A 26,322-nucleotide genomic window follows, 5' to 3' on the forward strand; every position below is an offset into this window, starting at 1 on the left:
CTCGTCGACGCCGGAAGGTTCCTACCCGGGAACACCCAACCGGGCTTTCAGCTCGACACCGATGAGCCTGCGCGCCACGTGGGCGTCGGCAATGAGCGCGGCTGCGTTGACGAAGGGGTGCACCTGGCCCCGGAAACACACCGCGGTCACCTCTCCCCCGGCGCGTTGTACGGCATCGACATAGGCGTCGCACTCATCCCGGAGCGGATCACATTCCGCGGTGATCATGAGCATGGGTGGCAGGCCGGTCAGGTCAGATTGTCGTCCGGGTGAGAGGCGTGGGTCCGTGCGGTCATGGGTGGAGGCGTAGGCCCGGTAGAAGTACTCAAGACGACGACGGGTGAGGAAGAATCCCTCGGCGAACTCCCGGTGGCTATCGGTGTCGAAGGTGGACAGGTCCATCACGGGGTAGATGAGCACCTGAAAACTGATCCGCTCACGCAGCTCTTGCGCGACGACGGCCGCCAGGTTGCCACCAGCACTGGCCCCGCCGACGGCAACACGTCGCGGGTCGACGGGTAACCCACTGCGGCCCTCCAGGATGGTGGTCACCACCGCGAGGGTGTCCTCCACCGCCACCGGGAAAGGGTGTTCGGGTGCACGCCGGTATCCCACGCTGATACAGACCACCCCGCTGGCAGTGGCGATGTCCCGACACAGGGCATCGTGGGTGTTGATATCCCCCACCAACCAGCCCCCACCGTGGCAGAACACGAAGACGGGGGCATCCGCCACCGGCCATGTCGGGTGGTAGACACGGACCGCGACACCACCAAGCAGGATGTCCTCCACCCTGGCCACCGGTGCAGGAATCCCACCCACCGCGGCGCCGGCCTCGGTGGCAGCCCGGTTCTCCTCAGGCGTGCGGGTGTCCAGTTCGGGATTGTCGGCTGTGACCTGGAGAAACCGGCGGGCATCAGGGTGCAGTCTCATAGAATCGACGGTACTGTTTTCAGACTGTCGATGTCATGCATGACCTTCGGTGAGACGTAGTTGTACCGCTCCGGTACACAGGTGAGGACGAACACCTGGCTGTCCCGGCCGGCCTCCCCGAAGAGGGTGGAGATGCGGGTCAGGCGCTCCGGGTCGGTGCTGCCGAGGGCATCGTCGATGAACACCGGCACCACCCCGTGGGTGGAGGAATCCGCCACCAGATCGGCGATGGCGAACCGGGTGAGGATGGCCAGCTGTTCCTGGGCCCCTCCGGAGAGATGGTCCAGGTTGACGGTGCGCGGGCCGATGGATCTGGTGGAGATGCACAGTTGTTCATCCAGATCGAAACCGGTCTCCTCGCCGAATACCCGGGCGGCCAGGCGCGCGAGTTTGTCGGCGAAGGGGGCGGCGTAGCGTTTGCGGGAACTCTCCCGGTGCCGGATCATCACCTCGCGCAGGCGTTCCGCCGCCCGGGCGCGCCGCTGCTGGGAGGCCAGCCGGTGTTCGGCTGCCTCCAGTGCGGCGTAGGCCTGGGCGTGACGTTCCGAGGCACCCGCGGCCTGTTCGATGTGGCTTTCCAGGCGCGCCAGTTCCACCGCGGTGGTGGACAGGACATCACGGTAGGACTGCACATTGGCCTCAGCCGCCTGCAGCATCACCTCGGCGGTGACGGGATCGGACTTCTTAAGCTGGGCGTCGATCTCCTCCTTCTCGGCCCTGATGCGGGTGAGCTCGCCCAGTTTCTCCTCCACCGCCCGGGTGAGGTCGTCATCGCTGTTCTCCTCCACCGCCCGGTCCAGATCATCGCGGGTCGCGGTGGCGGTGGATTCCAGGCCCTCGAGCTGGGTGCGCAGGATCGTGAGTTCCCGGTCGGCGGGGCGTTGACGCAGGGCGTCGAGGGCGGCGTCGGCAAGCTTGGTGTCCTCGGCGGCCCGGTCGCGGTGTTCCTGCGCCGCGGTGAGCGCGGTGGTGGCGTCGGCGAGGGTGAGGTCGGTGGTGGCCTCCCCCTGCTGGTCCGCCAGGGCCGCGTATTCCGCACGGAGTCCATCGATGTCACGATCACCGATGATCCGGGCGCATTCCCGGGCCAGTGCGTCGATGTCGCTGGCAAGTTTCTGCTGCTCCGCCAGTCGCAGGCGCAGCTGTTCCACGTCGTCCACCTGGAGTGTGTCGAGCAGGGCCGCAAGATCGGCCTCCGCGGCGATCAGCTCCCGGTGACTCTGGGCAATCTCCCGGCCGGGATCGACCACCACGGTGACCTCGCCGATGGTGATGCTCAGCTCATGGTCCAGATCGAGGACGTGATCGTCGGCGTCGATCGTGATGGTTTGTCCATCAATGGTGATGTCGCTGGTTGTGGTCGCGGTGAGCCGGACGCTGCCACCGCGTGCCTGACTGAGTGCACGGGTGACCTTCACCTGTTCGGTGGCCTGCTGGAGTGCGTCGATATCCGCCGCGCTCACCGGGGTGTCCCCCGCCTGTCGGGTGCGCAGGGTCATGAGCTGGTCATTCACCTCATCAACAGCACCCAGCAGGGCCTCCAGTTCCTCCCGGCGCGCCCGGGCGGTGAGACTGTCCACCAGCTCCCGGGCTGTCCTCACGGCGTTGACCGCCTCAGCCTCCACGCCGCGGGCATCCTCGAGCACCTGCGTGCGCCGGGCGATCTCGTCTGCCTCCTTCTCCGCGGCGGCCACGGCGGCGGTGAGTTTCTCCTGCTGGGCTTCCACAGCTGTCCGGGCGGTGTCCGCGCGGGTGCGCAACTCCGTGCGTTCGGTCTGTTGTTTCACCGCCCGGCGGTGGTCATCCTCGGCGCGCATCAGACGCGCGACCACATCATCGGCCTGTTCCTTGATCTTCACCGCGGCCTCATGCTCGGAACGTCGCAGTACCAGTTCCTCCTCGGCGACGGGAAGTTTCTGCTGGGCGCTCTCGCGTTCGCGTTCCAGGCGGGCCACCCGGTCGACCTGGGCAGACAGCGTGGAGATCTCCGCGCGGGCGTCATCGAGGTTTTTCTCAAGGTTCTCCACCGTGGTGAAGTACTCTTCATAGGATTTCACCCTCTTCCCCGTGGCGGTGAAATACCGGGCGTATTCTGCCTCGACGGCGGCCATGAGGGCGGTGTCCTCGGTGCCATCATCACCACCCTCCCCGTCCTGGTTGTTGAGCGCCTGGGTCAGGGAGGGAATGCCCACGGCGTTGATCCCGGCCCCCACCTCCCCCTGACGCATGAACAGGGTGTCCAGCAGGAAACGGTCGAGGTGGCTCTCCAGGATGTCATCGAGGGCGGTATCCGCCTCCCGGCCGGTGTAGTTGGCCGGCCGGGGTTCCAGGACCTGTAGCTCGGAGGAGGGGGATTTGATGAACTGCTTGGTGATGATCATCCGGTACGGCCCCACCGAGACGTCCAGGCGGATGCGCACCGGCACGTCCCGGTCGACGGGTTTGACCGGCTTGGTCACCTTGTTCTTCGCGGTGTGTTTCTCGGTGAGCACGATCTGGATGGCCTCCAGGATCGACGACTTGCCCTTCTCGTTGTCACCGTGGATGACGATGACACCGGATTCCGGGATGTCTTTCAGTTCCAGGTGCTCGATGGCGCGGAAGTTGGTGATGGTGATGGCGTGGATGCGCATGGTTAGTTCTCCCTGCTCAGTCGGAACATCAGGTTGAGGGCATCACGGTCGACCTCTGAGGCGGGGCCGTCTGTGACTGCGTCGACAAGCTCCCGCAACGCCTCCGCCGCGTACCCGGTGACATCGAGGTTGGCCAGTTCCTCATCGCCGGGCTCGAGGACGAGGTCGGTGGTGCGCTCCCGGGGTTTGAGGGAGGCGAAGATGTCCTCCAGGCTGGCGAGCCCCTCCTCCAGGAGGCGGTTCTGCTCCAGGGTGATGGTGCCCTGAAGGCCGTATTTGATGACCGTGCGGGACTTGTCGGGGTAGGTCCGCAGCGTGGTCAGGAACTCGTCGATGTCCTCATCGGAGGTCAGTTCACGGTTGAGGGCCTCGAAGACCCACTTGCCCACCGGGACCTGTTGCACCTCGGCGTGCCCCTTGGAGGCGGTGACCACGAGGACGTTGCCTGAGTTGATCTCGCCGCCGACGCGGGTGGGGTCCAGGTCGTGGAAATCGGTGGTTTCCGGGGCGCCGGAGAACCACACCCGGCCGGTGTCACCCACCTGTTCGGCCGAGTGGGTATCACCCAGGGCGAGGTAGTCGATGGTGCCGTCCGCCAGCCGGGATTCCACATGGGCGAGGTCGATGAGGTCGGGGCGGGCATCGGTGGTGTGGGCCTCTGCCTGACCATGGCCCACCGCGATGCGGATCTTGTCCGTGGGTTCCAGTGGTTCCAGTGCCGCGCGGACCAGATCCGTGGTGGCGGTCTTGCTCAGCAGGGGCGCCCCGACCAGTTCGACACCGGGGAGGATCTCATGGACGTCCGTGTCCTTGAGCACCGTGACCGTGTCGATGTCCTCCATCCGGTAGAAGATGGAATCCGCGGTGAGGGGATCATGGTTTCCGGGTAACAGGTAGACCGGCACCGGCAGCCCACGCAGTGCATCAAGTGCCCGTCCGGTGGTCTGCTGGTGGAGTGAGTTGTGTTCGAACACGTCCCCGGCCACGACAATGAACCGGCACCCGTGTGCCACCGCCACCTCCCCCATCCGTTCAATGGACCGGATGCGGTCATCATCGAAACGGGCCTGGGCCTCGGCGGAGAGAAACCACCGGGTCATACCGATCTGGAGGTCCGAGGAGTGCAGAAACTTCACGCTGTCAGTCATGTCATCCATCTCAGCACATGGGGTGGACACGGGGGCACCCGCTGTTCGCTACTGCCTGCGACAGCGTCAGACCTCATCATCGGCATCATCGGCGCGCTGGCTCGGATGCGTGGAGGTGAGGATCTCATACATGTCCTCGATGTCACTGACCGCGCGCAGCTGTTCCAGCGAGGTGTAGGAGACCAGTCGCAGGGCCCGGTGCAGGTAGTTGATGTCGGAATCGTCGATCGCGGCGGCCACCTTCGGGTTCGGCAGATCCGGCAGTGTGCGACCCTCCCAGAAGGACTCGTTGGTCTCCGGTTCCTCCTCGCCGCGGGTGTGGAAGGTGTTGATCAGGGCCTCCAGGCCCGCCATCCCCTGCCCGCGCATGTCCAGCACCATCGCTGGACTGGCGGTCATCTTCTCCGCCACCACATAGGCGGCCGCCACGGCATGTTTACACACCAGGGTGCGGTCGGGGCAGGTGCAGTCGAAGTAGATCGACTCATCATGATCCCCGATGAGGTGATCGAGCATCGCCGAGGTCAGCCGGCCCTCACGCACCAGTTTCATGCCGTTGGGGGTCTCGGCGATGGTGGCATACGCCGCGCGGAGTTTCTCCGAGCTGCGGTACGGGAAGGTCATCAGCACGTCGAAAGGCTCGTTCTGGGACCCGGCGACCTTGCACGAGATCCGCCCCTCGAGCACCTGCACCCCGGTGACATTGCCGTTGCGGTAATAGTCCTCACCGCGCCGGATACGACCCGAATCGGCGTTTTTCAGGGTCAGCTGGACCACACGGTTGCCGGTGGGGCTGAACCGTTTCTGGCGGACCCTGCTGGTCTGGTCCCCCTTCTCCGGTTCCGTGCTGGTGACCTGGGTCTTCGCGCCGAAGTTGGCGTAGATGACATTGTCCATGCGGGGGCGACGGGACGCGCCCTGGCCGGAATCAGACTGGGTGGTATCAGGCATCAGCGCCCTCCCTCTCGCGGTAACTCATCAGGGCTGCCAGCTCGTCCGGGTTGAGTTCGGTGATCCAGCCCTCGCCCTCGCCGACGATGGCGCTGGCCAGGTGCATCTTGCCGTCGAGGATGTCCTGGATGGATTCCTCCATGGTGCCGGCGGTGATCATCTTGTACACATCCACATTCTTCTTCTGCCCGATGCGGAAGGCACGGTCGGTGGCCTGGTTCTCCACCGCGGGGTTCCACCAGCGGTCCATGTGTACCACGATCGACGCGGCGGTGAGGTTCAGACCCGTGCCGCCGGCCTTGAGCGACAGGATCATCGCCGGTGGGCCGTCCCCGGCCTGGAATTTGGACACCATCCGGTCACGGCCGAGTTTGCTCACCCCGCCGTGGAGGAAGGGGATGTCGGCGCCCAGCCGGTCGGAGAGGTATGGGGCCAGGATCTGGCCGAAGGCGGTGTACTGGGTGAAGATGAGCATGCGACGCTCCTGGGCCACCGCGTCGTCAAGCAGGTCCATCAGCGCCTCCACCTTGCCGGACCGGTGACGACCCCGCAGGGTCAGCGGGGAGCCATCATTGAGGAAGTGCGCCGGGTGGTTGCAGATCTGTTTGATGCGGGTGATGGTGGCCAGCACCAGACCCTTGCGTGACATGCCCTGCCGCTGGCTGAGCTGCTGCTGCACATCATCAACCAGCGCCTTGTACAGGGAGGCCTGTTCCGCGGTCATGTCCACCCGGATGATCTGCTCGGATTTCTCGGGCAGGTCATCGATGATGGCGGTGTCGGTCTTGAGACGGCGCAGGATGAACGGTGCGGTGAGCTGACGCAGACGCTCCGTCATCTCATCATCCTGGTCCCGTTCAATCGCCTTGGCGAAGTGGTTGCGGAAGAAGGAGGCGCTGCCCAGGACACCCGGGTTGCAGAAGTCGAGGATGGAGCGCATCTCCGCCAGGCGGTTCTCCACCGGGGTGCCGGTCAGGGCGACACGGTGGCGGGACGGTAGGGAACGCACCGCCTTGGAGATCCTCGTGGAGGAGTTCTTGATGGCCTGGGCCTCGTCGAGGACCACGCGATCGAAAGCGACGTCGCCAAGCAGCTTGAAGTCGCGGGTGACCACGCCGTAGGACGTCACCACCAGATCAGCCCGGCGCGCCTTGTCCACGAAGGCCTGCCCGTTCTCGCGCTGGGGCCCGTGGTGGACGACCACCTTGAGGCCGGGGACGAACTTGGCGGCCTCGACCGCCCAGTTGCCCACCACCGAGGTCGGGCAGACCACCAGGGTGGGTTTCGGTTCCCGGTCGGGGTGCTCGGCGCGTTCGACGGCCAGCAGGGTCAGCAGCTGCAGGGTCTTGCCCAGGCCCATGTCGTCGGCGAGCACGGCCCCGAGGTTGTTCTCCGACATCCAGTACAACCAGTCCACGCCGCGGCGCTGGTATTCGCGCAGGTCGGCGGTGACCGTCTCCGGGATCTCCACCCGGCGTGGTGCCGGGGTCTCGGTGCCTCCCAGCAGCGAGGTGTACCACTGGGAACCGGTGAACTCCACGGGTTCGTTCTCCGCGGCCTTGAGGGCGATCTCACGCAGCTCCTGGAGGGTGACCTCGCCGGTGCCGTCGCCGCTGAACTGCTCGTTGAAACGCTGGCGCAGTTCCTCCGCACGCGCCGTGAGCAGCTGCCACCCCTCTGCGCCGCTGGCCTCGGCGAGCTGGGCCTGCATGGCGGCCTCCTCCATCTCGGCCTTGGCGCGTTTGCGGGAGGACTTGGACAGCTCCTCCATGTACCCGGTGATCCGGCGCAGGGCATCCTGGTCGGCCATGACCCAGTCACCGCGCAGACGGATCAGACCGGTCTTGGATTCCACCAGCTCACGCATCTCATCATCGGTGAGTTCCACCTCGCCGACGCTGATCTTCCAGTCATATTCCACCAGCTGGTCCAGACCGATGATGGACTGGGTCGAGGAGTCCGCCGGGTCCCCCGGCGTCCGCGACTCGACCTTGGCGCGCGTCTCGTACGCGCTCCACGCCTTGGGCAGCATGACGGTGATCCCGGCCTTCTTGAGCTTTGCGACGTCATGGCCGATAAAGTCAACGATCTCCGCGGTGTTGAGGAAGACATCCCAGTCGCCCGTGGGCACGGTGTTGTGCATGTGCGCAGGGATCGCGTCATCGCGGGCGGGATCGAGCAGGTAGGAGATCGTCTTGGCGGTCTCGAACTGCTGGCGCAGGGACTCCAGGCCACCGGTATCAATGGAGTGCTTCTGGATCGGCTGCGGGGCATCCACACCGGAGCGCACCATCAGACGCACCGGCCAGATCGAATCCATCGGGTCCTCGTAGTCGGACTCCGCCGGTGGTTCCTCCACGATGATCACGAGCTGCAGGGCCGCGGAACTGATCGTGTTCTTCCACTGGTTGAGCGCATGCGTGAGGGTGGTTGACCCCTTGCGCAGCGGACGGTCGTACAGCAGTGCATCGAGGAATTCATGCCGCGCGTACGGCAGGACCTCATCCCGGTAATCGGACAGGATGTGGTTGGCGATCCAGTGGGGCAGATCATTGGCCATGGTGCCGGCCAGGTCCCGACCCCCGTTCTTCAGCAGGATGCCCGGGGCGGCGTTGTTCATCTCCGCGAGCCAGCCCCGCTCGGACAGGCTCGCCGCCAGCTGCCACTGGGGCCACCAGGCGTTGTCCATCATGACCGTGCGCAGGGTGACCCGGCCGGCCTGCACGAAACGCGTGAGACCCTGATACATGGTGATGATCCACCGCAGATCCGCGGCGATGGTCTCGCGCTGGGCACGGGTGGCGGCGGGCAACTCCGCCTGGAGGAAACTGAGCTGGGCAAGCACCAGCACCGCCTCCTCCGGGGCGAAGGCCGCAGTGGGGGTGGGCAGCGCCACCTGGCGGCCCTTCGGGGTCCGCAACTGCACGTTCATCCGGGCACGGAACGACCTGCCCTCGAGGATCCGGTCCACCACCGGCGGAAACGTGCCCGCGGGGACTGCCTCGGGCAGAACGATCCTGTGGCCCTCAACCTGCTCGATCCACAGTTGAAGCCCCCGGTCTTTGATCCACAGACCATGCAGCAGATGAGAAGTCATGTGCTCTTTCTACGCAGTACCGACACCATTACTCGTATCCATGTGCGAACACGGAGGATAACTCTTCTACCCTATCCTGTTCTTCCGGGCAGTGGGGATCGTCGGTGTGTAGGCCTCGCGTACCGGGTGTCGCGATCCGCCGGTTACTGCCCGGATCCAGCCCCTCCCACATTGGGGTGGTTTGTTTTCTGTGTGTTTCATCGCGCCGGACTGTGGGTTAGTGTTGGGCTTCACACGTTTTTCATTCCGTTTTTGAAGGAAGTGTGCTCCCACCCGCCCCCGGGTGACCCCCGGTGGTGATGGGACCGCGCTTCGCCCATGTACAACAACCCCCTGAAGGAGAACCTCGTGAGTGATAACACCTGGTTCATCATCGCCATCATTATCTACATGTTGGTCATGGTGCTCATCGGTTTCTGGAGCTACCGCAAAACCGCACACTACGACGAGTACATGCTCGGCGGCCGTGGCCTGAACCCGTTTGTGGCCGCCATGTCCGCCGGCGCCTCGGATATGTCAGGCTGGCTGCTCATGGGCCTGCCCGGTGCCCTCTACGTCACCGGCATGTCAGAGCTGTGGATCGCCATCGGCCTGACCATCGGCGCCTGGGCCAACTGGATGTGGGTGGCACCACGTCTGCGTTCCTACACCGAGGTATCACGCAACTCGATCACCCTACCCTCGTTCTTCGAGAACCGCCTGCGTGACCATTCCCGGCTCCTGCGCATCATTGCCGCACTGATCATCATTGTCTTCTTCACCTTCTATGTGTCCTCCGGCATGGTCGCCGGTGGCGTGTACTGGCAATCCACCTTCGGCGGTGACTACCTCACCGGCATGATGATCGTGGCCTCGGTGACGGTGGTTTACACCTTCGTAGGTGGTTTCCTGGCGGTGTCCTACACCGATGCCGTGCAGGGCACGATCATGTTCTTCTCGCTGATCATCGTGCCGGTCTTCGCCATCCTGGCGTTGAACAACCCCGCTGATATCTTCAGCTTCGCCGCTTCTAATGATTACGGCCCGTACACCGATGGCGAGGGCAACCCCACCTACTTCTCCATGATCACCGGGGTGTCCGTCGCCGCGATCATCGGCAACATCGCCTGGGGTCTGGGGTATTTCGGCCAGCCCCACATCGTGGTGCGTTTCATGGCGCTGCGTTCCCCCGCCGAGGCCAAGCAGGGCCGTCGCATCGGTATTTCCTGGATGATTCTGTGCCTGATCGGTGCCACCTTCACCGCCATGGCCGCGACTGTATTCTTCGCCCAGAACCCGGATTTCTCCGTCACCGACACCAGGGCCTATGAATCGGTCTTCCTGGATCTGGCCCGGGTACTGTTCCACCCACTGATTGCCGGCCTGGTGCTCACCGCCGTGCTGGCAGCCATCATGTCCACCATGTCCTCCCAGCTGCTGGTCACCGCCTCCTCGCTGATCGAGGATCTACTGCACGTGGTCAAGAAGGACGGCCTGAGCCAGAAGACCCTGCTCACGCTGTCGCGTGCCACAGTGATCATCCTGGCCATCATCGCCGGTGTCATGGCGGTCAACCCCTCTGACTCCATCCTTGGCCTGGTTGGTTTCGCCTGGGCCGGTTTCGGTTCCGCCTTCGGCCCGATCATCCTGGCCATGCTGTACTGGAAGCGTCTCAACGCACCGGGTGCCATCGCCGGCATGATCACCGGTGCCGTGGTCTCCATCGTCTGGGGCAGCACCGCCCTCGGTGACATCATCTATGAGATCGTCCCGGGCTTTGCCCTGGCCACCATCGCCATGGTCATCGTCTCCCTGGCCACCAAGGCACCCTCCCAGGAGATCACCGACGAGTTCGACACCGCGGTCCGCCTCTCGCATGCCACCAGCATGGCCGATGAGGACGTGGACTTCTCCGAGGTCGCCCAGGAGATCAAGAAGGGCCGCTAGAAGGGCCCGGAAACCCCTGTGTGGGAACCCCTCCCGGAAACGGCGAGTCTAACCAGGATGTGACAACATTTACCCGGTTACTCGCCGTTTTCACCTTTCTACTCCTTCTCTATACCGCGATCCCCTACATCACCACCTCAGGCACCAACCTCGCCCCGGTGGAACCGGTACCGCAACGGGTCCGGATCATCGGATACGACCGCGACCAGATGTTCGGCACCTGGCTCCCGGGGGTCCGGGAATCCGTGGTGGAGGCCTCCGGAGCAACCGACCCCTATTCCGGTGAACCCCTTGATCTCTCCACCGCCGAGGTGGACCACATCCTCCCCCTCAGTGCCGCCTGGGATCTGGGCGCCCACAGGTGGACCGCACTGGAACGCATCGAGTTTGCCAACGATCCCGCCAATCTGGTGCTGGTCAACCGGGCTGAGAACCAGCAGAAATCCGATCAGCTGCCCAGCCAGTGGCTCCCCACGAACCGTTCCGTCCGGTGCTGGTATGTGGGCAGGCTCTTCGACGTGGCCGCCGCCTACGAACTCCCCCTGCCGGAGCAGGACATCCGGGCGGGCAGACGCAGTTGCGGGTTAGCGATTCTGTAAACGCCTGATTAGGGTTATTCGGAGCAGAATTTCCATCCCACGACCGAAAGGCCCCCACCCCTCGTGACCACCGTTGTGATCATCCTGCATGTCCTCGCCGCCATCCTCTTCCTGGGACCGGTGACTGTGGCCACCTCGTCCTTCCACGTCCGCGCCGCGGAGGCCAACAACGGCGACACCGAAGCCGCCGGGGCCGCCAAGAACCTCTACAGGATCACCCAGAATTACGGCGTCTTCTCGCTCCTGGTCCCACTTCTGGGTGTCGCCGTGATGTTCACCGATGTCGGCTACTACTTTCAGCAGTACCAGTTCCACGCCGCGATCGTCCTGTCACTGCTTGCCTGGGCTGTACTGCTGTTTCTGATCTTCCCCCGACAGAAGACCATGATGGGTGCACTCGGATTCCTGGAGCCTGATGAACTGGCCGCCAAGTCCTACCAGATCGCGGACTGGAACAAGGCCAAGAGCCAGCTGTCGATGTTCGGTGGTATCTGGGCTCTGCTCTGGGTGCTCACCGCCATCACCATGTTCCTTTAACCCCGGGCACCGTCCCCTGGATAGGCCACACCGCGGCACCGGTTCTTCCGGTGTCGCGGTTTTTCGTGCGGTACGCCGGCTGTTGCGGAAGCTGAGGAGCCGACAGCCGTGAACGACATGGTTGGTTTATGGTGGAAAAAGCCAACATAGGGGTGTTTCCGGCACAGAACAACGATGTCGTTCACCAGCCGTCTCGCACAGTCTGCCGCAGGACCCTCGCAGGTCCCCCGACACAACAACAGCGACCCTCCTCCCACCAGGGAGAAGGGTCGCTTGTTATTGGTCAGTCAACCGGGGAAACTAGTCCCTCCAGCCGCCTCGGCCACCGCGATCATCACGGTCACGGCCGCCGCGGAATCCACCGCGGTCGCCGCCACGTGAGCCGCCTTCACGGCCGCCGCGGAAACCTCCGCGGTCGCCGCCACGTGAGCCGCCTTCACGGCCGCCGCGGAATCCACCGCGGTCGCCGCCACGGTCATCGCGCTCGAAGCGACGTGGTGGGCGTCCACCGGAGTCACGTTCGATGTTGATGAGCTGGCCGGAGATGCGGGTGTCGCGGAGGTTGTCCAGGACACTCTGTGGCAGATCCTTGGGCAGTTCGACCAGGGTGTGGTCGGCTGCAATGGTGATGCGTCCGAAGTCCTTGGAGTTCAGACCACCCTCGTTGGCCAGGGCGCCGACGATGGCACCTGGGCGGACGTGCTGACGCTTGCCCACCGCGATGCGGTAGGTGGCCAGGTTTGCGTCGTCACGGTCGAAGCGGGACGGACGGTCACCCCGGTCGCGGCCACGGCCACCACGGTCGTCGAAGTCGCGGTCACGACGTCGATCGCCGCGGTCTCCGCGGTCACGGTCCCGGCCACGGTCGCGGTCAGCGGCCTGCTCGGTCAGGAAGAAGTCGTTGCCGGCCTGAGCCTGGGTGGCCAGTGCGGCGGCGACGTCCTCGAGGGGTACGTCGTTCTTGTCGGCGTACTCCTTGATCAGAGTGCGGAAGAGAGCGACCTGGGGGTTCTCGAGTGCCTCGGTGATGGAGTCGGCGAACTTGACCTTGCGGTACTCGTTGACCTCGTCCACGGTCGGCAGTTCCATCTCCACCAGTGGGGCGTTGGTGGCCCGCTCGATGGAGCGGAGCATACGACGCTCACGTGGGGTGACGAACAGGATGGCCTCGCCGGTACGTCCTGCACGGCCGGTGCGGCCAATGCGGTGGACGTAGGACTCGGTGTCGTTCGGGATGTCGTAGTTGAGCACATGGGAGATGCGCTCAACGTCGAGACCACGGGCGGCAACGTCGGTGGCAACCAGGATGTCCAGACGGCCATCCTTGAGCTGGTCGACGGTGCGCTCACGCTGAGCCTGGGCGATGTCACCGTTGATGGCCGCTGCGGAGAAACCACGTGCACGCAGCTTCTCTGCGACCTCTTCGGTTTCGTGCTTGGTGCGCACGAACAGGATCATTGCCTCGAACTCGGTGACCTCGAGGATGCGGGTCAGTGCGTCCATCTTGTTGCGGTGTGCAACAGACAGGAAGCGCTGGGTGATGTTGGTGGCGGTGCGAGTCTCGGACTTGACCGAGATCTCCTGCGGGTTGTTCAGGTACTGCTTGCTCAGGCGACGGATGCCGTTGGGCATGGTCGCGGAGAACAGTGCGACCTGCTTGTCAGTGGGTGTGTCGGCGAGGATGCGCTCGACATCCTCCTGGAAGCCCATGTTGAGCATCTCATCGGCCTCATCGAGCACGAGGAAGCGCAGACCGGAGATATCCAGTGAGCCCTTCTCCAGGTGATCGATGATGCGGCCCGGGGTACCGACGACGACGTGGGCACCACGACGCAGGCCGGACAGCTGGATGCCGTAGGCCTGTCCACCGTAGATCGGCAGGACGTTGATGCCACCGAGGTGATCGGCGAAGGACTGGAAGGAATCAGCGACCTGGAGCGCCAGCTCACGGGTCGGGGCAAGCACGAGAGCCTGGGGGCTGCGCACGGACTTGTCGATGCGGGACAGAACCGGCAGCGCGAAGGCTGCGGTCTTACCGGTACCGGTCTGTGCGAGGCCGACCACATCGTGTCCGTCCATGAGGACGGGGATGGTCTGTGCCTGGATGGGGGAAGGAGTTTCGAAACCAACCTTGCGCACAGCGTCAAGAACCTGCTGTGGCAGTCCGAGTGCATCGAAGCCGGTGGAGGCTTCCGTAGAGGATGACTCGTTTGAAGACTGGGTTACGTCTTCCGAGGAGTCCTCATTCACATTCTCATTGATTACATTGCTCGCGCTGTCCGCTGCTTCGGCGGAGTCGGCGTCCTCAGAAATTTCCGCAACCCTGGTGATCTCTTCGCTACCCTCAGGCACAGTGGTGCCTTCAACAGTGTTGGTGGGGGTCTCGAGAGCGAAGTCAGCTACTGCTGAGTCACCCTGCGGGGTTTCCTGAGATTCCGACGAAATGACGTTATCCGGCTGTTCTACGTCGCCGTTGACGTTATCGGTATTTCTCATTGTTCCCCCAACTTACGCCACCAGCCGGAAAAACTCCATAGCCACCCCGCGTCGGCACGCATCACACCCAGGACCGTGAGCTGCGAAAATGAAACGCAGGTCACGATTTTGTCCCAAAAATGCCTGTCGACGCCCGTTCCACCGTCCCACAGGCCCTCGGGAAGGTGACACTGATCACGAAGCACCTCTCAATGGGACATTCCCTACTGCCCCGCCCAATAGTCCGATCATAGTATTTGTGCGTCCAGCGAGTAAGGTGACTTTCGTTCAAATCCCGTACCGCTCGCGCCCCTCACACAGGTGATCCCTGTCCGGCACAGCGGGAATGTCCCTTTGAAACGGAGACCGCATTTCCATGAATGCCTCCCCCACCGTGACTGATCAACCGGTACAGACCAGGAAATTCAAGGGTCTGCGCGCTCGTCACATTCATTTCATCGCGCTGGGTTCAGCCATCGGCACGGGACTGTTCTACGGTTCCGCCGGTGCCATCCAGGCCGCCGGCCCCTCGGTGCTGCTCGTCTACCTGCTGGGCGGGGCCGTGGTGTACTTCATGCTCCGGGCGCTGGGTGAGATGTCGGTCAGGCATCCGATCCGCGGCTCCTTCGCCGTGTACACCCGTGCGCACCTCGGTGGCTGGGCCGGGTACATCACCGGCTGGATGTTCGCCTTCGAGATGCTCATTGTCTGCCTGGCGGATCTCACCGCAATTGGCATCTACATGAAATTCTGGTTCCCCGACACCGCCCAGTGGGTCTGGGTGGCGGCGACACTGCTCATCGTCGGTGGCGCGAACCTGGCGTCGGTGCGCTGGTTCGGTGAACTGGAGTTCGTGTTCACCCTGATCAAGGTCACCGCCGTCATCGGCATGATCGTCGGTGGTGCCGCCATCCTCGCCTTCGGTCTGGGCAACTCCCCGGAGGTCTCCGGGATCTCCAACCTGTGGGAGCACGGTGGCTTCTTCCCCAACGGCATCGAGGGCATGATCGCGGCCTTCATCTTGGTCCTGTTCGCCTTCGGTGGCACAGAGATCATCGGCGTGGCCGGATCGGAGGCCGAGGATCCGGAGAAGTCCATCCCGAAGGCCGTCAACACCGTCCCGGCGCGCATCCTGCTGTTCTATGTGGGTGCCATCCTGGTCATCCTGGCGCTGAACCCGTGGCAGTCGATCACCGGTGAGGAATCACCGTTTGTGCAGATCTTCTCCACCCTTGGAGTCAACTGGGCCGCCGGTCTGCTCAACCTCGTGGTGATCACCGCGGCGCTGTCCGCCATCAACGCCGACCTCTTCGGCGCCGGCCGCGTGCTGACGGGCCTGGCCAAGGAGAACCTGGCCCCGAAGATCATGGGCAAGGTGGCCGGCAACGGCGTGCCGATCATGACCACCGTCATCATGATCATCGTCCTGATCCTGGGTGTGGTGCTCAATGTGATCCTGCCGGAGCGCGTCTTTGAGATCGTCGCCTCCCTGGCCACCTTCGCCACCGTGTATGTGTGGCTCATGATCCTGCTGGCCCAGGTCGCCTCCCGCCGCCAGATGAGTGCGCAGGAGGTGGCGGACCTGAAATTCCCAGTACCGTTCTATCCCTTCGGGCAGTACTTCGCCATCATCTTCATCGCCTTCACCTTCGGCATCATGGTCTGGTACGACAACTACCACCTGGCCCTCAGTGTGGGCGTCGGTTTCCTCGTGGTGATGACCATCCTCTACTACGCCACCGGACGCCCCAAGGCGATCGCTCCGGCGAGTAGTCCCTCATCCGTTTCTACCGGATCCCAGCAGGTCTGACACCCTCGCCCCACTTCCCTACCGTGGGTGGGCATGGACAACGAACTGTTTGGCATTGAACTTCCCGACACCTGGGTGGGCCGCATCGACGGCGACAACCCCGAGCACGCGCTGTGGTACACCACGGTAAGGCCCCTTCCGGAGCCGGATGAGGTGGATGCGGGCGTCGTCACGCTTGGTTTTGCCTCCGACGAGGGCAACCTGCGCAACCACGGCGCGGCAGGCGCGGCGCTGGGCCCCGATGCGATCCGCGGGGTGCTCGGCCTGGTCGCCGTCCATGACGCGCGGCCCCGGTATGACGCCGGCACGATCCGCGTCGATGGGGATCTGGAGCGCGGGCATGATGAGCTCAGCGCCGCCATCGAGACCATCGCGCGCGCCGGCCACCTGCCGATCGTGCTCGGGGGCGGGCATGAGGCCGGGTTCGCTTCGCACCGCGGCATCTACCGGGTTCTGGGATCATCGCCTGCGATCATCAACCTCGATGCCCACCTGGATCTACGTGCAGCCGAGCGCCCCACCAACGGCACCCCGTTCCGGCAGGTCCGTGAACTGGTTGGAGAGGAATTCCGGTACTCCGTGCTCGGGGTCTCTGTTCCCAACAACACGACCTTCCTGTTCAACGCGGCCCGGGACTTCGGCACCCACGTCACCACCGATGATGAGCTCAATGCGATGAGCCCGCAGGAGGCGGCCGATCACGCGCTCGCGCTCGCCAGGGATGCCGAGCACATCCACCTCACCGTTGACATCGATGTGCTCTCCGAGGCGCTCGCCCCGGGCACCGGCTCGCCGGCCGCGGTCGGGGTGGAGCTGGGCCGCATCCGGGCCATCTGTACCGGGTTGGCCGCTACCGGACGCCTCAAGCTTGTCGACGTCGTCGAGGTCAACCCACGCCTCGACCACAACAATCAGACCGCCCGCGTCGCAGCCCGCCTCATCCACGAGATCGCGGAAGCACATCTCGAGGCCACCCAGGAAATGTGCTCACAGGCCAACAGATGAGCCCCTCAGGTGCCCCGCAACCCCGACATCACCCACAGATGTTGGCCTGTGAGCACCGGGCCGTCGCATCCGTGAGAGAGCGGAAACGCACCTGAAGGACGGGTGAGGATCTCAGAGCTGCTCTTACCCTCTCAAAGGTCCTCAGCCCCGCAGGAACTCCATGATCGCCGGCCAGTCACGCCTCGCCTGACGCATGCCCGCATCAAAGGTGGCCCTGAGTCTGCCCAGGTTGATCTCGGTGTTCCGGATGGCCATATCCTCGGAGAAGAACACATAGGCCTGGCCGGCCTTCTCCAGGTCGAGGATGCGTTGCTTGGTCTCGTTGTACCGTGTGGGCCGAGCCAGGGTTGCCTGCGCCACCGCCGGATAACGCCTGAGTACCGCGGTGAGCAGACCGGGGCGGGTGAACTCCGAACGCCGGTAGTCCCGTGGCCTGGAGGACAGCACCAGGAAACGCTCAAACCCGGCGCCCAGGGCCGGCTGCAGCATCAACCCACCGGTCTCGCCGATGGCGCCGTCGACATAGGGTGCGCCGTCGATGATGGGGATCGGCATGAACCCGGGCATGGTGGAGGAGGCCCGCACCCTCTTCATCAGTTGCGAGAGGTCGGTGGCTGATTCCCTCCCCCAGAACACTGTCTCCCCGGTGTCGGCCCGCACTGCGGAGATCTGAAACGGCGTGGGATTGTTGGTGAAGGTCTCGAAGTCATAGGGGTACTGCTGGTCGGCACCCGGCGCGATCTCATACATATGCTCGGCGTGGAAATATCCCTTGCCACGCAGAAACGGGCGGATCCCCGAATGCCTGCGGTCGGCGGCGAAATCCACGAAACTCGCCTTCGTGCGGAAGCGGTCCCCGGACAGGTAGTTGACCGTGTGTGAGGATCCGGCGGAGACTCCCCCAACCCAACCGACATGGATGTCGTGGGCGATGAGCTGATCCACCACGGCGGCCGTATAGGCGTTGCGGGTGCCACCGCCCTCGATGATCAGGGCGACATCCGGGAAGTACTGGGGTGAGGATAAAGACATGGGGATGAGTTTACGCGTGCGACCCGAGTCGCTGGCCACCCCAACCTGCACATCCCCCACGGAGAAACTGTGCAGTGCGCCACAAAACTGCACGTAGACCGCATTATATCCAACCCTGAAAGAGGTCAACCGGGAACTCCCCGGGGTATCTTACGACCTATGAGGAGATGACGGTTTCATCAATCCATTACCCAAGGAGACCGTCGCACCCGATCACCTATTGAGGGGAAGTGTTTTCACGTGGATGTCGTTGACATCGCACGGTGGCAGTTCGGTATCACCACCGTCTATCACTTCATTTTCGTCCCGTTGACCATCGGCCTGGCACCGCTGGTGGCGCTGATGCAGACTTTCTGGCAGGACACCACCAATGCAGATCAACGACCCGTGAACTGGCAGTTCACCACCACGGACGCACGGATCAAGCTCCGCCACCTGTACCCAGAACATTAGTCACGACACTCTACTAGTAACATTCTGGGAATGAATCCCGCAAAACCAACTAAAGCTCCTAAGAAAAGTACTCTCTCAGCGGGAGACGTCAAACGGTTTCGATCGCTTCTAGAGAAGTTTCTCAATTCTGCAGACCCACAAGGTCGTGTAATAGGTGCTGCAACTTGGGGTGTTTACGCTTTTTATGATTTCGATGGAGAGCCAATTTATGTCGGGCAAACCAAAGAGTCGCTTCGCGGCCGCGTTCGACGCCACTTAACAAATCAACGTACAGATGCAGTCGCTATGAGGGTCCTTGACGTATTAGAAGTCGCCGAAGTAGAAGTTTGGCCCCTATGGGATCTGCAAGTTCTGGGAAGAATCGACAAACCGACAGCTCAAAAGCGTCTCGATGAATATGAATATAGTGCCTATCTCAAGGCAATCGATAAGTCTAAATTTCGTGCAATCTTAAATGAAAAAATTCCCCCCAGGAATCCACGAGTGGACCTTCCCGAGTCCTTTCGAGGTTCTGTGATCAGTGTGGAGGATTATGAACATTTGAGTCATCCCGATATTCGCATTGCAAGAAGAGCAGAGACCATTTCGCGTTTGGCTGACGTCGTCCGAGAGCGGGGCGAAGTGTCAACCGGCTTGCGTCGCGTATTGGTAATTCAGGCAATCCGACTCACCTTCTTATCTGCGGAGAGACTTGCTTTTAGTGAAGGAAGACCCCAGCCGTCACCCTTGAGCATCGATTCCATGAGTTTAGTTGGTTCCGTCCTTTCTGAAAAAGATTCGGAATCCTACGAGCTTGAGCAGGAAGAATGCGAAGACTAGTATGACTCTTGAAAAGAACATCTGTTTGGATAAACATACGCGGATAATGTTCTCACTTGTCGCCATCTGTTAGATCGAGGTCACTTTATATGAACCAATTCATTCCACAATCAAAGGAACCTTTGAAAGCGCTGGAATTCTTTGCGGGAATTGGTTTAGCCCGAGCAGGCATGGGAACCTTTGGCATTTCAACCATCTGGGCTAATGATTATGACCCTTCCAAACAACTCATGTATTCGAAACAATGGGATGGTTCGGAATATCGATTGGCCGATATACATGAGATTCGGGGCGAGTCAGTACCTACAGCCGATATCGCATGGAGTTCGTCTCCATGCACAGATCTCTCACTAGCGGGTAACCGCGTAGGACTTCGAGGCGGCCGCGAATCCTCTGCATTCTTTGGTTTCACTAGAGTCCTTCGCGAAATGGGTGAACGTAAACCTAAAGTGGTGGTATTGGAAAATGTTCTAGGACTTGCCTCATCGAATAAGGGAGCAGATTTACGGGCAGCAGCTCTTGAATTCAACGAATTAGGGTATTCCGTCGACTGCATAGTCCTAGACACTCTTCATTTTCTCCCCCAGTCGCGCCCGCGGTTGTTTATGGTTGGAGCATTGGAACCCCGGGGGGGCGGGTCATTAGACGAAAGCCTTCGACCTAAGAAAATTTCAAGCATTCATAGTGATCCCGCAATCGATACTTTCCTAAGTCCTCTACCGCAATTGCCTGATTTAGTCACTGAAGGACTAACCTCCGGAATTATTGAGAGATTGGATCCTACTGATAAGCGGTGGTGGCATCAGGAACGAGTTGAGAATTTCGTTCATTCCATGTCAGATGTTCAACGCCAGCGTTTGAGAAATTACATTCAGTCACCTCTAATTGTTGCTCGCACCGCTTACCGACGTACCCGTAATGGAATTCCCGTATGGGAAATGCGGGCGGAAGACGTCTCGGGATGTCTACGCACTGCTCGAGGAGGATCGTCCAAACAAGCGGTCGTTATTATGGGTCAAGGAAGCGTCAACATTCGGTGGATGACCGGCCTTGAATATGCTCGTTTAATGGGGGCTGGATGGTTTAACCTCGACGGATTACGTGAGAGCCAGATCCATTACGGTTTCGGTGATGCGGTTTCAGTCCCGGCAGTATCATGGATTACAGCAAATATGGTACTTCCCGTTTTAGGAACACCAACATCTTCCTCTCCGGCGCTCAAACCGTCCTTACTTAGCAATGGGTAATTCTGTGGCGTGAAGATCACAGAGATTTAAATAATTGAGACCTTAACGCCGAAAGGCGGAGCAGCCCGCGCTGCTCCGCCTGTGGAAAAACCCTTCAGAGGTTAGTGAACGAGGATATTAATCCTTGGTCCACCACTTGCCGAAGGTGAGGTTGGCGATGGTGACGTTGTCGATGAAACCACCACGGACCGGGTCGGCGCCGACGATGGAGGCCTTGATGTCCTCAGAGCCTGCGCCCTTGAAGAAGAACGGAACCACCTGGTTGGTGTGGTTGCCGGAGTACCAGCCGTGCGCCGGGACCTCGCCAACCTCACCGGTCAGTGCCTTCCAGTTGGGCAGCTCATCCTGGCCGGAGAGGTAACCGGTCTCGTGGTCGGCGGTGACGATCAGCAGGGTTTCATCCCAGGAGGAGTTCTGCTCCACCCATGCGACAACAGCGTCGACGGCGTTGTTGAAGTCCTGCTGCTCCTCGATGTTGCGGGAGATGTCGTTGGCGTGGCCGGTCCAGTCGATGGCGCCGCCCTCGATCATGAGGTGGAAGCCATCCTCGTCCTGGCCCAGGACGTTGAGTGCGCCTTCGGACATGGTGGCGAGATCGACAACGTCGTTCTGCGGAACGGAGTAGGGGGCGGTGGAGAAGCCGTCGCGACCCTGCTGCAGGGTGGAGGCAACCTGGGCCAGACCGAAGTACTGGGCATCATCCTCGACGTCACCGTTGGCCAGAGCCTCAAAGTCAGCGTTGTCCTCCACGTAGGTGAAGTCGGTGTCACCGTTGGAGACTGCGTTGAAGTCAGTCTCGGAGATGTACTGGTAGCGGGGGGTGTCGCGGAGGTTGTTGGAATCGTCGTAAAGCGGGTGGCCGGCACCCATGATGACATCCAGGTCGGAGTTGAGCATCTCGGTGGCGATACCCTGGTAGTCATTGCGGTTTTCGTTGTGGGCTGCCCAGGCAGCCGGGGTGGCGTGGCTGAACGGCACGGAGGAGACAACGCCGGCGGCCTTGTCCACGGCGAGGGCGCGCTCAGAGGTGTTCTCGACGGCGTTGCCCTCGTGGTCCAGACCGATGGCACCGTTGGTGGTCTTCGCGCCGGTGGCCATGGCGGTGCCGGCCGCTGCGGAGTCGGTGATAGAACCGGTGTTAACGTAGTTGTGGTCATTCCACGCCTGGACCGGATCATAAGAACCACCGTGCTGGTAGGTGGTCATGCCCACCAGGTCGAAGTCCTCGTAGACCTGGACTGCTTCACCTGGGAGCTCCTCGAGGGCCTCGGCGTCGGCTTCGCCCTCGACCTGATACTTGGTCTGGCCAGTCTCATACAGGTTGGTGGCAGCAACATGGTTGAAGCCCATGCCGTCACCGACCATGTAGATGATGTTCTTGGGCTCGGAGGGGCCCTCCGGGGCGGTGGAGCCGTAGTTGAACAGGTCGGAGGAACCGAAGCTGCTCTGGGCGCCGACGCCCGGTGCCATGAGACCGGCGAGGACGACGGCGGACGCGGAGACAGACGCTACAGTGCGCAGTGCGAGGCGGGAAAGTGCCACTTTGTAAATCCTTATCGAATGAGATCATCAAATGATTTGACCCCACCAGAACGAGCACCGGATGCGTTGGTATACGCATGGTGCTGGGTGCGGTGGGGAGATAACCGCAGACCAGAGGCTTTTAACAATTCCTCCGATGCGGACATCCATAATGTAAGAGCTATAGATTTCCGGCAGGTAAACTTGAAAATAATGTTCAGTAAAGCTCGGGCGACAAGGGGGTTAGCTGCTGTGTTCGCATAACTGCTGAGCGCGTCCACACTATTCGATAGGCTCCCATTAGATTGGGAGAACACGTAATGGAGGATGCGAAATGGAACCACGGGCACCGCAGTGGGAACTGAACGAACGGTTCCTCAGAATTACTGATCTCCTCGGCGATCACCGCAGCATCGTGGAACGGGAGGCCGCGGTCTATGCGCTGTCCGCCCTCGCGGATGACTGCGCGGAGCTCAATGACGGTGATCTCGACGAGTCATATCGATTACAGCAGGCCTGCCTCAATCTGATCTGCTCCCAACTCAGGGACCCCATCACCGGCAGTACACCAGCGTCAGAGCTGTTGGTGTTCAAACATCGCGTCCAGAACCTGATCGTGGACCGATTCCGCCCCAGATTCCTCGGGGGCATCGCCGACTGGTCCCACCTCTGGCTGGATCTCACCTACTGCCATTTACATGATTTCGGATTATCACTGGCCACACTGTCCAAACCGGTGAACTTCGCCCACGCCCATTTCCACGGCAACACCTCCTTCAACGATTCACAGTTCCACGCACCTGTCCTGTTCACCCACGCCCACTTCACCGGGTTAACCTCACTCCAGCGGGTACAGTTCCACCACACCGCCAGATTCACCGAGGCGGAATTCACGGCCCTGGCGGTATTCAATGAATCTCAGTTCGATCGTGATGCCTTCTTCGACGAGGTCTGTTTCACCGGTTCATCCTGGTTCCGCGCCGTGACCTTTGATGCCGATGCCGATTTCACCTCAGCCCAGTTCTGGGATACGGCACATTTCCAGGATTCTGACTTCGCCTCCTATGCCACCTTCTCGCAGGCGCAGTTCACCTCCACTGCGCGCATCGAGAAGTGCACCTTCCGCGACGGTGTCGATCTCTGCGAGGTATTCTTCGGCGGTCCGATCTCCTTCAACAAATCAGAATTCATCGATTCCGTGTGTTTCGATGATGCCTTCTTCACCACCTCTCCCCTGTTCCGATCCGCGATGTTCAACGAGGTCCAGTTCCACCGCACCCACTTCCACTGCCCCGTGATGTTCGGTCCGTTCCAGTTCAGCACCACCACCGACTTCTCCGACGCGGTGTTCTGCAGCGGGTTCGGACTCCACGCAGACCAAGGCAGCAACATGGAACTGACCCTCGATGGCACCTGCTTCAGCTATGACGAGGACACGGTAATAAAGGAACTGGACAATGCGATCCCGAGCGGACTGCTGAAAACCGCGATGTTTGAGTACAGCTGCGATTCACCCCTACAGATCCGCGGTCGGTGATTACTGGCATCTCCTCAGGGGCTAGAGGGGGCGGCGCAGGTGGGCGTCGTAAAGCCGTTGGTAGAGCTTGACGAAACCACCCACCGCGAAAGCCGCGAAGATTGTGCCCTCGCGCACCCCGACGAGCTCGCCGACGAACATGAGACCGATGGCGACGGCGATGAGGATGAGGGACCAGTCGAACAGCTGCTTGACCGTGCCGAACCTCCACCCCGACGCGATCGTGATCGCCGCGACGATTCCCTCCCCCGGGGAATAGAGAATACGCGGAAGGATCTGCAGGAACACCCCGAGCGACACCATGATGGCACCGACAATCACCGTGACCCACTGCCACAGATAATTCGAGGGCTGGATGAAATCCATCATGTACAGCGACACATCGCACAACGCACCGAAGACAACGGCCACGAGGAACTGCCAGTACTGGAAGGTGACGAAACGACTGCGCAGGATCACTTTCTGGGCGATGACCAGGACGATACTGATCAAAACGGTCACCACGCCAAAGGACAACGATGAGGCCGCCGCGATGGCAGCTGGCACCGTCGAGATGGGCGTGGTTCCGAGATCAGCGTGGACGGTCAGGGCAATACCGATGGTCATGATCCAGACCCCGAGGAAGAACATCCCCCACCGCACGGGAGTGCTGTACCGCTTGGAGGGATCCCTCGATGTCTTATCTGCGACCATAAGGAATGATCTTAAGCCAGTGACGCCGGTTACGGGACTACCCGCTGCGGTTGGAATCTGTTGGTGTGTGAGCAACTCGGCGCGCACAGGACAACAGCTGCGGGGTTTCCGGGCGGTGGGATGGCGGTTTCGGGGTCATCTGTTGGTATGTGAGCAAACCCGTGCTCACAGGACAACAGATCCACCCTTTGTCCGCCCCAACCGACGACAACGCCCCGCATCTCCGGGGTGGGAGAATGCGGGGCGGGGGTTGAGGCGTCGAAAAGCGCAGGCTAGCGGGCCTGGCCCTCGCGAATCTGGCCACGGAAGACCTGGCGGGCCTCGTCCTCGTCGGGCTCACTGAGGTAACGCTCAAGGCTGTCGTCGAGCTCGAGCATCCACGGGGTGTGGTGCTCGGCGGCCTTTGTGCCGGTGATCACCGAGGTGTACGTGGCATCACGGAAGTTCATGATGCCTTCCTTCTTCGACTGCAGCCACTGGCGCTGGATGTTGGCCACCTCGTCGAGGTCGAACATCGGGTAGTCGGTCTGCTCGATGAGATCCTTGACGTAGTCGCACTGGAAGTCAATCTGGTCGAACTCGTCCTTCATGGCGTTGAAACGCTCCAGCCACTGGTCCATGTGGGCGCGCTGTTCCTCAGCGGTGGGCAGCTCGATGCGGCCGAGGATGACGTCGCGGGTGTACCATGCCTGGGCGTCAAACATGTTGAAGGTCAGCCACTGGTCCTGGGAACCCAACCAGAACAGCTGGTTGTTCTTCTCCGAGACCACACCGCGGTAGAGGGTGTCCGGGTAGATGTTGTTCGCGGACTGCAGCGTCAGGCTGGAGGGCAGGAACGGATAGTGGTGCTTGTAACCGGTGCAGAAGATGACAGCGTCGAAGTCGCGCTTCTCACCATTCTTGAAGTACGCGGTGGAACCCTCGAAGCGCACCACCAGGGGCAGCTCCTCCATCTCCTCCGGCCAGCCGTGACCCATCGGCTTGGTGCGGTAGCTGTAGGTGATGGAACGGGCACCCATCTTATACGCCTGTGAACCGATGTCCTCGGCTGAATAGGATGCGCCGATCAGGAGAACATCCTTGTCAGCGAGGGTTTCAGCACCACGGAACTCGTGGGCGTGCATGACCTGGCCGGGGAAGGTCTCAATGCCCTCGAAATTCGGGATGTTCGGGAAGGTGAAGTGGCCGGAGGCGACAATGACGTTGTCGTAGGTGTCACTGGTGGTCTCACCGGTGCGCAGGTTTTCCACGTGAACGGTGAACAGCTTGGTGTCCTCATCGAAATCGACCCAGCGCACGGCGTGGGCGAACTTGACGTACTTCTTCACATCCGACTGCTCTGCGCGGCCGTTGATGTAATCCCACAGCACCTCACGGGGCGGGTAGGAGGAGATGGGTTTACCGAAGTGCTCATCGAAGGTGTACTCCGCGAATTCGAGGATCTCCTTCGGACCGTTGGACCACAGGTTGCGGTACATGCTGGAGTGGACGGGCTCGCCATAATGGTCGGTTCCGGTTCGCCAGGAGTAATTCCACTGGCCACCCCAGTCGTCCTGCTTTTCAAAGCAGACAAGTTCAGGGATCTCCTGTCCCTTCTTCTCCGCTGACTCAAATGCCCTCAACTGGGCCATTCCACTCGGGCCAGCTCCGATGATCGCTACACGCTTCTTGCTCATACTTGCCTTCCCGACCACCCCTTTCACAAGGCGGCCTCATTCGCAGTGCGTGCAGGGGGCCGGGATGAACATGCTTGTCGCACCCTGTCTGAGGGCACCAACCAGCACACCGCCGGCCACGCTAGGGCCACACGCTCTTATCATGGGACCTGAAACCGGTGATTATGCGTAAAGGTGCATAACCTGCCGGGGCAAAAAAATAGGCTCGCCCATGCGGCCACACTCGTCAG

18 protein-coding genes and 1 pseudogene are annotated in these 26,322 nt (G+C 61.7%); 9 read left to right on the forward strand and 10 right to left on the reverse strand.

Annotated features, from left to right (window positions below):
- Positions 1 to 21: 21 nt before the first annotated feature.
- Genes H9627_RS09650 through H9627_RS09670 form a run of 5 tightly spaced genes read right to left on the reverse strand, consistent with a single transcriptional unit; the run spans position 22 to position 8,762 of the window.
- Complete coding sequence (locus H9627_RS09650; protein WP_191733826.1) at positions 22 to 933, reverse strand: alpha/beta hydrolase; 912 nt, start codon at positions 931 to 933, stop codon at positions 22 to 24.
- On the reverse strand, positions 930 to 3,566 hold the full coding sequence (locus H9627_RS09655; protein ID WP_191733827.1) for an AAA family ATPase: 2,637 nt from the start codon (positions 3,564 to 3,566) through the stop codon (positions 930 to 932). Before H9627_RS09655 ends, H9627_RS09650 begins: the two co-directional genes overlap by 4 nt.
- A gap of 2 nt (positions 3,567 to 3,568) precedes the next feature.
- Complete coding sequence (locus H9627_RS09660) at positions 3,569 to 4,723, reverse strand: metallophosphoesterase family protein (RefSeq protein ID WP_191733908.1); 1,155 nt, start codon at positions 4,721 to 4,723, stop codon at positions 3,569 to 3,571.
- Between the two features lie 57 nt (positions 4,724 to 4,780).
- Positions 4,781 to 5,665: a 2-oxo acid dehydrogenase gene (locus H9627_RS09665; RefSeq protein WP_225213715.1), complete on the reverse strand. Its 885-nt coding sequence runs from the start codon at positions 5,663 to 5,665 to the stop codon at positions 4,781 to 4,783.
- Positions 5,658 to 8,762: a DEAD/DEAH box helicase gene (locus H9627_RS09670; protein ID WP_191733828.1), complete on the reverse strand. Its 3,105-nt coding sequence runs from the start codon at positions 8,760 to 8,762 to the stop codon at positions 5,658 to 5,660. The genes H9627_RS09665 and H9627_RS09670 overlap by 8 nt, the downstream gene beginning before the upstream one ends.
- A 348-nt stretch (positions 8,763 to 9,110) precedes the next feature.
- On the opposite strand from H9627_RS09670, the gene putP reads away from it, so the two are divergent.
- The 3 genes from putP to H9627_RS09685 all read left to right on the forward strand — a co-directional run bounded on the left by putP (position 9,111) and on the right by H9627_RS09685 (position 11,824).
- Positions 9,111 to 10,688 (forward strand): sodium/proline symporter PutP, encoded by a 1,578-nt coding sequence (gene putP / locus H9627_RS09675; protein WP_191733829.1) that lies wholly within the window; start codon positions 9,111 to 9,113, stop codon positions 10,686 to 10,688.
- A gap of 59 nt (positions 10,689 to 10,747) precedes the next feature.
- Positions 10,748 to 11,287 (forward strand): HNH endonuclease family protein, encoded by a 540-nt coding sequence (locus tag H9627_RS09680; protein ID WP_191733830.1) that lies wholly within the window; start codon positions 10,748 to 10,750, stop codon positions 11,285 to 11,287.
- Between the two features lie 63 nt (positions 11,288 to 11,350).
- Complete coding sequence (locus H9627_RS09685; RefSeq protein ID WP_191733831.1) at positions 11,351 to 11,824, forward strand: DUF2269 domain-containing protein; 474 nt, start codon at positions 11,351 to 11,353, stop codon at positions 11,822 to 11,824.
- A gap of 300 nt (positions 11,825 to 12,124) precedes the next feature.
- On the opposite strand, the gene H9627_RS09690 is transcribed toward H9627_RS09685, so the two are convergent.
- The gene (locus H9627_RS09690) at positions 12,125 to 14,320 is read right to left on the reverse strand and encodes a DEAD/DEAH box helicase (RefSeq protein ID WP_191733832.1); all 2,196 of its coding nucleotides are present in this window, start codon (positions 14,318 to 14,320) and stop codon (positions 12,125 to 12,127) included.
- Between the two features lie 355 nt (positions 14,321 to 14,675).
- Here H9627_RS09690 and H9627_RS09695 point away from each other — a divergent pair, with 355 nt between their 5' ends.
- The gene (locus H9627_RS09695) at positions 14,676 to 16,109 is read left to right on the forward strand and encodes an amino acid permease (RefSeq protein ID WP_191733833.1); all 1,434 of its coding nucleotides are present in this window, start codon (positions 14,676 to 14,678) and stop codon (positions 16,107 to 16,109) included.
- Positions 16,110 to 16,142: 33 nt separating this feature from the next.
- Positions 16,143 to 17,114: an arginase family protein gene (locus tag H9627_RS09700; RefSeq protein WP_191733834.1), complete on the forward strand. Its 972-nt coding sequence runs from the start codon at positions 16,143 to 16,145 to the stop codon at positions 17,112 to 17,114.
- Between the two features lie 141 nt (positions 17,115 to 17,255).
- Here the strand turns inward: H9627_RS09700 and H9627_RS09705 are convergent, their stop codons facing one another.
- Positions 17,256 to 18,146, reverse strand: coding sequence for a patatin-like phospholipase family protein (locus tag H9627_RS09705; RefSeq protein ID WP_191733835.1), 891 nt, complete (start codon positions 18,144 to 18,146; stop codon positions 17,256 to 17,258).
- A gap of 240 nt (positions 18,147 to 18,386) precedes the next feature.
- Between H9627_RS09705 and H9627_RS09710 the strand changes: the two are divergent.
- The 3 genes and pseudogenes from H9627_RS09710 to H9627_RS09720 form a co-directional block, all read left to right on the forward strand.
- Positions 18,387 to 18,512: pseudogene (locus tag H9627_RS09710) on the forward strand (cytochrome ubiquinol oxidase subunit I); the annotation flags it as partial.
- A gap of 117 nt (positions 18,513 to 18,629) precedes the next feature.
- Positions 18,630 to 19,418 carry a GIY-YIG nuclease family protein gene (locus H9627_RS09715; RefSeq protein WP_191733836.1) on the forward strand — a complete coding sequence of 263 codons (789 nt, stop codon included), beginning with the start codon at positions 18,630 to 18,632 and terminating at the stop codon, positions 19,416 to 19,418.
- Between the two features lie 89 nt (positions 19,419 to 19,507).
- On the forward strand, positions 19,508 to 20,665 hold the full coding sequence (locus H9627_RS09720) for a DNA cytosine methyltransferase (protein ID WP_191733837.1): 1,158 nt from the start codon (positions 19,508 to 19,510) through the stop codon (positions 20,663 to 20,665).
- 117 nt (positions 20,666 to 20,782) lie between these two features.
- Here the strand turns inward: H9627_RS09720 and H9627_RS09725 are convergent, their stop codons facing one another.
- Positions 20,783 to 22,207 carry an alkaline phosphatase gene (locus tag H9627_RS09725; RefSeq protein WP_191733838.1) on the reverse strand — a complete coding sequence of 475 codons (1,425 nt, stop codon included), beginning with the start codon at positions 22,205 to 22,207 and terminating at the stop codon, positions 20,783 to 20,785.
- Between the two features lie 313 nt (positions 22,208 to 22,520).
- Here H9627_RS09725 and H9627_RS09730 point away from each other — a divergent pair, with 313 nt between their 5' ends.
- The gene (locus H9627_RS09730) at positions 22,521 to 23,723 is read left to right on the forward strand and encodes a pentapeptide repeat-containing protein (RefSeq protein WP_225213717.1); all 1,203 of its coding nucleotides are present in this window, start codon (positions 22,521 to 22,523) and stop codon (positions 23,721 to 23,723) included.
- A gap of 21 nt (positions 23,724 to 23,744) precedes the next feature.
- Here H9627_RS09730 and H9627_RS09735 read toward each other — a convergent pair whose 3' ends face one another.
- Positions 23,745 to 24,416 carry a YczE/YyaS/YitT family protein gene (locus tag H9627_RS09735; RefSeq protein WP_191733839.1) on the reverse strand — a complete coding sequence of 224 codons (672 nt, stop codon included), beginning with the start codon at positions 24,414 to 24,416 and terminating at the stop codon, positions 23,745 to 23,747.
- A 272-nt stretch (positions 24,417 to 24,688) separates the two neighbouring features.
- Complete coding sequence (locus H9627_RS09740; RefSeq protein WP_191733840.1) at positions 24,689 to 26,092, reverse strand: NAD(P)-binding domain-containing protein; 1,404 nt, start codon at positions 26,090 to 26,092, stop codon at positions 24,689 to 24,691.
- Positions 26,093 to 26,322: the final 230 nt, after the last annotated feature.

Origin of the sequence: Corynebacterium gallinarum, assembly GCF_014837045.1 — a bacterium.
GTDB lineage: Bacteria > Actinomycetota > Actinomycetes > Mycobacteriales > Mycobacteriaceae > Corynebacterium > Corynebacterium gallinarum.